This is a genomic window from Ramlibacter sp. (genome assembly GCF_035706265.1).
Classification (GTDB): Bacteria; Pseudomonadota; Gammaproteobacteria; order Burkholderiales; family Burkholderiaceae_C; genus Ramlibacter.
The window spans coordinates 1-8,006 of sequence record NZ_DASSVG010000067.1 but is presented as its reverse complement, the minus strand read 5'-3'; the positions used below and the strand labels follow the sequence as shown (position 1 = coordinate 8,006).

Annotated in this window: 8 protein-coding genes; 7 read left to right on the top strand and 1 reads right to left on the bottom strand. The window is 69.4% G+C overall.

Annotation, left to right across the window (positions count from 1 at the left end; all coding sequences use genetic code 11):
• Nucleotides 1–1,064, bottom strand: a 1,064-nt coding sequence (locus VFM98_RS02405) for an MFS transporter (RefSeq protein WP_325108294.1), incomplete at its 3' end; no start/stop codon positions are given.
• Nucleotides 1,065–1,172: 108 nt separating this feature from the next.
• Here VFM98_RS02405 and cyoA point away from each other — a divergent pair.
• The 7 genes from cyoA to VFM98_RS02370 are packed head-to-tail and all read left to right on the top strand — an operon-like array spanning nt 1,173 to nt 7,814.
• Nucleotides 1,173–2,216 (top strand): ubiquinol oxidase subunit II, encoded by a 1,044-nt coding sequence (gene cyoA / locus VFM98_RS02400; RefSeq protein ID WP_325108293.1) that lies wholly within the window; start codon nt 1,173–1,175, stop codon nt 2,214–2,216.
• Between the two features lie 7 nt (nt 2,217–2,223).
• Nucleotides 2,224–4,212, top strand: coding sequence for a cytochrome o ubiquinol oxidase subunit I (gene cyoB / locus VFM98_RS02395; protein ID WP_325108292.1), 1,989 nt, complete (start codon nt 2,224–2,226; stop codon nt 4,210–4,212).
• A 16-nt stretch (nt 4,213–4,228) separates the two neighbouring features.
• A complete protein-coding gene (cyoC, locus tag VFM98_RS02390; RefSeq protein ID WP_325108290.1) occupies nt 4,229–4,858 on the top strand; it encodes a cytochrome o ubiquinol oxidase subunit III in 630 nt (209 codons plus the stop codon).
• A complete protein-coding gene (cyoD, locus tag VFM98_RS02385; protein WP_325108289.1) occupies nt 4,855–5,235 on the top strand; it encodes a cytochrome o ubiquinol oxidase subunit IV in 381 nt (126 codons plus the stop codon). Before cyoC ends, cyoD begins: the two co-directional genes overlap by 4 nt.
• A 9-nt stretch (nt 5,236–5,244) precedes the next feature.
• Nucleotides 5,245–6,012, top strand: coding sequence for an SURF1 family protein (locus VFM98_RS02380; RefSeq protein ID WP_325108288.1), 768 nt, complete (start codon nt 5,245–5,247; stop codon nt 6,010–6,012).
• Nucleotides 5,993–7,288 carry an ATP-binding protein gene (locus VFM98_RS02375; protein ID WP_325108287.1) on the top strand — a complete coding sequence of 432 codons (1,296 nt, stop codon included), beginning with the start codon at nt 5,993–5,995 and terminating at the stop codon, nt 7,286–7,288. The genes VFM98_RS02380 and VFM98_RS02375 overlap by 20 nt, the downstream gene beginning before the upstream one ends.
• Nucleotides 7,278–7,814, top strand: coding sequence for a response regulator transcription factor (locus VFM98_RS02370; RefSeq protein ID WP_325108286.1), 537 nt, complete (start codon nt 7,278–7,280; stop codon nt 7,812–7,814). The genes VFM98_RS02375 and VFM98_RS02370 overlap by 11 nt, the downstream gene beginning before the upstream one ends.
• Nucleotides 7,815–8,006: the final 192 nt, after the last annotated feature.

Sequence of the window (8,006 nt, the reverse complement as noted above, 5' to 3'; positions counted from 1 at the left end):
GCGGCACCGCCATCCAGCAGCCAGGGGGTGGCCAGGCTGAAGAGCGCGATGGCGCCGGCCAGCATGCCCAGGGTGCGGCGGCGGCCGATGCGGTCGGCGATCAGGCCGGACAGGGGCATCGCCAGCGCGGCGAGCGCGGCGCCCGTGAGTTCCATCGCCAGCACGCGGCCGGTCTCCTGCTGCGAGTGGAGCACCACCCAGGACAGCGGGAAGACCGTGACCAGGTGGAACAGCGCGTACGAGGCCAGCGCTGCGAAGGCGCCGATCACCACGTTGTGGCCCTGGCGCGCGAACAATTCCCGCACGCCGCAGGGCTCCAGTTCGTGGGCGTCCAGCTCCCGCTCGTATTCGTGCGTCACCACCAGGCGCAGCCGCGCGAACAGGGCCACCACGTTGATCGCGAAGGCGGCGAAGAAGGGGTAGCGCCAGCCCCAGGCCAGGAAGTCCGCCGAGGAGAGATTCGCCCACAGGAACGCGAACACGCCGCCGGCCACCAGGAAGCCGACCGGCGCGCCCAGTTGCCCCAGCATCGCGTACCAGCCGCGCCGGTGCTCCGGCGCGTTGAGCGCCAGCAGCGAGGGCAGGCCGTCCCAGGAGCCGCCCAGCGCGAGGCCCTGGCCGATGCGGCACAGCACCAGCAGCGCGATGGCCAGCGCGCCGGCCGAGGCGTGCGGCGGCAGCAGGGCGATGCCGACGGTGGAACTTCCGAGCAGCAGCAGGGCCGCCGTGAGCTTGATGCCGCGGCCGAAGCGCCGCTGCAGCGCCATGCCGGCGACCGTGCCGATGGGGCGCACCACGAAGGCCAGGGCCAGCAGGGCGAAGGCCCACAGCGTGCCTTCCAGCGGCGAGGCGAAGGGGAAGAACACCGCCGGAAAGGCCAGCACCGAGGCGATGCCGTAGACGAAGAAGTCGAAGTATTCCGAGGCCCGGCCGATCGCCACGCCCACTGCAATGTCGCCCGGCGCGACGCGGGCTTCTTCGGGGGAGTTGGCGGGATTGGCGCCGTGGGCACCGGAGGCGGGAGGGGGGAAGGGGCTGGGGGAAGCGCTGGCGGCCAGGGTCATGGGAACTGCGGGGGCTGGGACAAAATGTCCAATGTTTGATCTGCATCAATGAGCGTAGATTCGCGGCCGGAACGCAATCGGCGTTTACCCCAGCGTTCTGTCCTCCAGATGCTCAAAAACGACAAATTCCCCCGGGCGACCCGCCTGGCGGCCCTGGCGGCCGCTGCCCTTCCCCTCGCGGGCTGCAAGCTGACGGTCATGAACCCGCATGGCGACATCGCCATGCAGCAGGCCGACCTGATCGTCATCTCCACCCTGCTGATGCTGCTGATCATCGTGCCGGTGATGGCGCTGATCGTGTTCTTCGCCTGGAAGTACCGGCAGTCCAACCAGGCCGCCGACTATGCGCCGGACTGGGACCACTCCACCCGCCTGGAGCTGGTGATCTGGGGCGCGCCGCTGTTGATCATCATCGCCCTGGGCGCGATCACCTGGATCAGCACCCACAAGCTCGATCCGTACCGGCCCCTGGACCGCATCGACGCCCAGCGGCCCGTGCCGGCGGGCACCAAGCCCCTGGTTGTGAACGTGGTCGCCCTGGACTGGAAGTGGCTGTTCATCTACCCCGAGCAGGGCATCGCCACCATCAACGAACTGGCCGCGCCGGTGGACCGGCCGATCGAGTTCCGCATCACGGCCTCCACCGTGATGAACGCCTTCTACATCCCCGATCTCGCCGGCATGGTCTACGCGATGCCCGGCATGCAGACCAAGCTGAACGCGGTGATCAACCACCGCGGCGCCTATCCCGGCATTTCCGCCAACTACAGCGGCGCGGGCTTCTCCGGCATGCGCTTCACCTTCCTCGGCCTGACCGAGGGCGAATTCGACGACTGGGTGGAGACCAACCGCGGCGGCGAAGCGCTCACCCGCGCCGCCTACCTGAAGCTGGAGCAACCGAGCGAGCGCGAGCCGGTGCGCCGCTACGGCAAGGTGGAAGAGGGCCTGTACGAGGCCGTGCTCAATCGCTGCGCCGACGGCGAGCAGATGTGCATGCACGAGATGATGGCCATCGACGCCGCCGGCGGCATGGGCAAGGGCAACGTGCGCGGCATCCGCCAGTCGCAAGCCACCGGCCGCACGGTCGTCACCGCCGCCCTCTGCACCCCCGACAACCCCCTGGGCCTGCCCCAACCGCTCGCCGCGCAGTAAGAACCAAATGAGCTTGAGTGAACTGATCTTCGGCCGCCTGAGCTGGGAGGCCATCCCGACCCACGAGCCCATCCTCGTGGCCACCTTCGCCGGCGTTGCGCTCGGCGGCCTGTTCGTGCTCGCGCTGCTGACGAAGATGCGCCTGTGGGGCACCCTGTGGCGCGACTGGATCTGCAGCATCGACCACAAGAAGATCGGCATCATGTACATGGTGCTGGGCATCGTGATGCTGCTGCGCGGCTTCGCCGACGCGATCATGATGCGGCTGCACCAGGCCATGGCCTTCGGCGGCAACCACGGCTTCCTGCCGCCGGAGCACTACGACCAGATCTTCACGGCCCACGGCGTGATCATGATCTTCTTCGTGGCGATGCCGCTGGTCACCGGCTTCATGAACTACGTGGTGCCGCTGCAGATCGGCGCGCGCGACGTGGCCTTCCCCTTCCTGAACAACTTCAGCTTCTGGATGACGACCGGCGGCGCCATCCTGGTGATGATCTCGCTGTTCGTGGGCGAGTTCGCGCGCACCGGCTGGCTGGCGTATCCGCCGCTCTCGGGCCTGCTCCAGAGCCCCGACCCGGGCGTGGACTACTACCTGTGGTCGCTGCAGGTGGCCGGCGTCGGCACCACGCTCTCGGGCATCAACCTGATCGCCACCATCCTGAAGATGCGCGCGCCCGGCATGAAGCTGATGAAGATGCCGGTGTTCACGTGGACGTCGCTGTGCACCAACGTGCTGATCGTGGCGACCTTCCCGATCCTGGCGGCCACGCTGGCGCTGCTGACGGCCGACCGCTACCTCGGCACCAACTTCTTCACCAGCGACCTCGGGGGCAACCCGATGCTGTACGTGAACCTGATCTGGATCTGGGGCCACCCCGAGGTCTACATCCTGATCCTGCCGATCTTCGGCATCTTCTCCGAGGTGGTCTCCACCTTCAGCGGCAAGCGCCTGTTCGGCTATGCCTCGATGGTCTACGCCACCTGCGTGATCGCCATCCTGTCCTACCTGGTGTGGCTGCACCACTTCTTCACCATGGGCTCGGGGCCGAGCGTGAACTCGTTCTTCGGCATCACCACGATGATCATCTCGATCCCGACCGGGGCGAAGATCTTCAACTGGCTGTTCACCATGTACCGCGGCCGCATCCGCTTCGAGGTGCCGATGCTGTGGACCGTGGGCTTCATGCTCACCTTCGTGATCGGCGGCATGACGGGCGTGATGCTGGCCGTGCCGGCGGCCGACTTCGTGCTGCACAACTCGCTGTTCCTGGTGGCGCACTTCCACAACGTGATCATCGGCGGCGTGGTGTTCGGCATCTTCGCCGGCATCAACTACTGGTTCCCCAAGGCCTTCGGCTACAAGCTCGATGATTTCTGGGGCCGGGTCTCGTTCTGGTTCTGGCTGGTGGGCTTCTGGGTCGCCTTCACGCCGCTGTACGTGCTGGGCCTGATGGGCGTGACGCGCCGCATGAGCCACTTCGACGATCCCTCGCTGCAAATCTGGTTCCAGGTTGCCGCGGTGGGCGCCGCGCTGGTCGCGATCGGCATCGCCGCCTTCATCATCCAGCTGGTGGTGAGCTACCTGCGCCGCGAGCAGCTGCGCGACACCACCGGCGACGTGTGGGACGGCCGCACGCTGGAGTGGTCCACCGCCTCGCCGCCGCCGGACTACAACTTCGCCTTCACGCCGGTGGTGCACGACACCGACGCCTGGCACGACATGAAGCGCCGCGGCGCGCAGCGGCCGACCACCGGGTTCAAGCCGATCCACATGCCGAAGAACACCGGCGCCGGCTTCGTGATCGCGATGCTGGCCACGGCCTGGGGCTTCACGCTGGTGTGGCACATGTGGCTGCTGGCGGCGCTGAGCTTCGCCGCGATGGTGGTGGCCGCCATCGTCCACACCTTCAACTACGACCGCGACTTCCACATCCCGGCCGAGGACGTGACGCGCAGCGAGGATGCGCGCACCCAGGCCCTGGCCGCCGCCTGATTCCGAGCTTCGCACGATGTCTTCCACCACCACGCTGAACGCCACCGGGGCCGCCCCGGTGTTCTACGACGACGGCGAGCACCACCCGCAGCAGGGCACCCTGTTCGGGTTCTGGCTCTACCTGATGAGCGACTGCCTCATCTTCGCCGTCCTGTTCGCCACCTACGCCGTCCTCGGCCGCAGCTATGCCGCCGGCCCCTCGGGCGCCGACCTGTTCGAGCTGCCGCTGGTGGCCGTGAACACCGGCCTGCTGCTGCTGTCCTCGATCACCTACGGCTTCGCGATGATCTCGATGCAGCACGGGCGCAGGAAGGCCTTGCTGTCCTGGCTGGCGGTCACCGGCCTGCTGGGCCTGGGCTTCCTGTCGATCGAGCTGTACGAGTTCGCCCACCTGGTCCACGAAGGCGCCGGCCCGCAGCGCAGCGCCTTCCTGTCCGCGTTCTTCACGCTGGTGGGCACGCACGGCCTGCACGTGGCCTTCGGCACCGTGTGGCTGGTCACGCTGATGCTGCAGGTGCGCAAGCTGGGCCTGACGCGCGAGAACAAGCGCCGGCTGGTGTGCCTGTCGATGTTCTGGCACTTCCTCGACGTCGTCTGGATCGGCGTCTTCACCTTCGTCTACCTGATGGGAGTGCTGCCCCGATGAGCGCGCCGCACCACGAGCACCACGACGCCCACGAGGACATCGGCTACCACGCCACCGTCAAGGGCTACCTCACCGGCTTCGTGCTGTCGGTGATCCTCACGGCGATCCCGTTCTGGCTGGTGATGGCCAAGGTGCTGCCCACCAGCGCCACCGTGCCCATCATCCTCGGCTTCGCCGCCGTGCAGGTGATCGTGCACATGGTGTATTTCCTGCACATGAACACCAAGGTCGAGGGCGGCTGGTCCTTCCTGGCCCTGCTGTTCACGGTGATCGTGGTCGTGATCATGCTGGCCGGCTCGATCTGGGTCATGTACAACATGAACACCAACATGATGCCGGTGGACCCGCAGATGATCCGCAACATGGGGATGTCCTAGGCGTCCGGGATGGAAGCTCCCGCGCGCGGCCCGCGTTCGTTCGCGCTGCTGGCGGTGCTGCTCGCCGCCGCGGCGCTGGCGTGCGCGGGCTTCGTCGCGCTCGGGGCCTGGCAGTTGCAGCGCCTGGGCTGGAAGGAGGCGCTGATCGCGCAGGTGGAGCGGCAGTTGCAGGCCGCGCCCACGCCCGCGCCCGGGCCGGCCGACTGGGGCGTGCTGAAGCCCGAAGACCAGTACCGCCGCATCGCCGTGCAGGGGCGCTTCGACTACGGGCGCGAGGTGCTGGCAAGCGCCACCACCGATCTCGGTGCCGGCTACTGGGTGCTCACGCCGCTGCAGACCGAGGGCGGCTGGTGGCTGCTGGTCAACCGCGGCTTCGTGCCGCCGGACCTGCGCGGCCAGGTGCCGCACGGGGCGCCGCAGCAGTCGGTCAGCGGCCTGCTGCGCACCAGCGAGCCCGGCGGCGGCTTCCTGCGCCACAACGATCCGGCGGCCGGCCGCTGGTACTCGCGCGACGTCGCGGCCATCGCCGCGGCGCAGGGGCTCGCGGAGCCGGTGGCGCCGTATTTCCTCGATGCGCAGGCGCAGCCCGGCGCGCCCGCGGCCTGGCCGCGCGCGGGCCTGACGGTGGTCCGCTTCCGCAACGACCACCTCGTCTACGCGCTCACCTGGTTCGCACTGGCGGCGCTGATGGCCGGGGCGATGGCCTACCTGCTGCTGGACGCGCGGCGCCAGCGGCGCACTTCGGGAGCCCGCCGCCTTGCTGACCCGCGCCCCTGATCCCGAGCGGCTGGCCGACCGCCGCAACCTGCTGCAGCTGGTGGAACTGCGCTGGCTGGCCGTGGCCGGCCAGCTGCTCACGATCCTGATCGCCTACGGGCTGCTCGACGTGGAGCTGCCGCTGCGCGAGATGCTGGCGCTGCTGGCCTTCCTCGCCGTGTTCAACGGCGCCTGCCGGCTGCGCGCCCGCCTGTCCTGGCCGGTCGCCAACGGCGAGCTGTTCGCCGGCCTGCTGATCGACGTCGCCGTGCTCACCGGGCAGCTGTACTACTCGGGCGGCGTGAGCAACCCCTTCGTCTTCGTCTACCTGCTGCAGGTGGCGCTGGGCTCGGTGCTGCTGCGCCCCCGCTACGTGTGGGCCCTGGTGGTGGCGGCCACGCTGGCGTTCGTGGCGCTCACTTTCTGGGCCTGGCCGCTGGCGCTGCCGGACGTCGGCGTGGCGTCGCTCTCGCGCGACTACGCCGGCGGCCTGCTGGTGTGCTTCGTCCTCGACGCCGCGCTGCTGGTGATCTTCATCGGCCGCATCTCGCGCAACCTGCGCCAGCGCGACGCCACGCTGGCCGACCTGCGCCAGCGCGCCGCGGAGGAGGAGCACATCGTGCGCATGGGCCTGCTCGCTTCCGGGGCGGCGCACGAGCTGGGCACGCCGCTGGCGACGATCTCGGTGATCCTCGGCGACTGGGCCCGCATGGCGCCCTTCGCCGCCGAGCCGGAGCTGCGCGAGGACATCGAGGAGATGCAGCGCCAGGTGGCGCGCTGCAAGCAGATCGTGTCCGGCATCCTCACCTCGGCCGGCGAGACGCGCGGCGAGGCGCCGCAGGAGACCACCTTGTGTGCCTTCCTCGACGCGCTGGTGGCCGACTGGAGGCGCACGCGCAACGCGGAGCTGGACTTCGCCTGCGAAGGCATGGACCTGCCCATCATCTCCGACACGGCGCTGCAGCAGATGATCGGCAACGTCCTGGACAACGCGCTGGAGGCGGCGCCGGGCGCGCCGCTGAAGTTCCTGGCGCAGTGGGACGACGACACGCTGACGCTGCGCGTGCAGGACCGCGGCCCGGGCTTTCCGCCCGGGATGCTGGAGCGCCTGGGCACGCCCTACCAGTCCAGCAAGGGCACGCCGGGGCGCGGGCTGGGCCTGTTCCTGGCGTTCAATGTCGCGCGCACCCTGGGGGGACGCATCGCGGCGCACAATGTGCCCGGGGGCGCCGAGGTGACGATCACGCTGCCGCTGGCGGCCCTCACGCCGGAAGGAAAGGGCGCCGATGGAGGCTGAACGCGAGCTGCTGGTGGTGGAGGACGACGACGCCTTCGCGCGCACGCTGCAGCGCTCCTTCGAGCGCCGCGGCTACGCCGTGCTGCGCGCGGCCGACATCGAGCAGGCGCGGGCGATCGTCGCCGAGCGCGAGCCCGGCTACGCGGTGGTGGACCTGAAGCTCGCCGGCGGCGCCTCGGGTCTGGCCTGCGTGCAGATGCTGCACGAGCACGACCCCGGCATGATCATCGTGGTGCTGACAGGCTACGCCAGCATCGCCACGGCCGTCGAGGCGATCAAGCTGGGCGCCCGCCACTACCTCGCCAAGCCCGCCAATACCGATGACATCGAGGCCGCGTTCGCGCGCGCCGAGGGTGACACGGAGGTGGAGCTGAGCGAGCGCCAGACCTCGATCAAGACGCTGGAGTGGGAGCGCATCCACGAGACCCTGGCCGAGACCGGCTTCAACATCTCCGAAACCGCCCGCCGCCTCGGCATGCACCGCCGCACCCTGGCCCGCAAGCTGGAGAAGCAGCGGGTGAAGTGAGCGGCGCCGGCCGCACCCCGGCGTTGCGGCGCTCGTAGGCTGGTGCTGAGCCGCGAAGCGCGAAGCCCAGCGATGCGCGAGCGCCGCGAAGCGCTGGGCTTCCGGCGCGCGTTGCGCGCGGTCAGCACCAGCCTACGAGCCTACGAGCGCCGCCAGCTACATCCCCACCGTCCCCAGCTTCCGCGCGACCCA

Bases quoted from the DNA above. Each gene is read 5' to 3' on its own strand.
- VFM98_RS02380 (WP_325108288.1), top strand. From the start codon at position 5,245: ATGGAAGCTCCCGCGCGCGGCCCGCGTTCGTTCGCGCTGCTGGCGGTG.
- cyoB (WP_325108292.1), top strand. From the start codon at position 2,224: ATGAGCTTGAGTGAACTGATCTTCGGCCGCCTGAGCTGGGAGGCCATC.
- cyoC (WP_325108290.1), top strand. From the start codon at position 4,229: ATGTCTTCCACCACCACGCTGAACGCCACCGGGGCCGCCCCGGTGTTC.
- VFM98_RS02370 (WP_325108286.1), top strand. From the start codon at position 7,278: ATGGAGGCTGAACGCGAGCTGCTGGTGGTGGAGGACGACGACGCCTTC.
- cyoA (WP_325108293.1), top strand. From the start codon at position 1,173: ATGCTCAAAAACGACAAATTCCCCCGGGCGACCCGCCTGGCGGCCCTG.
- cyoD (WP_325108289.1), top strand. From the start codon at position 4,855: ATGAGCGCGCCGCACCACGAGCACCACGACGCCCACGAGGACATCGGC.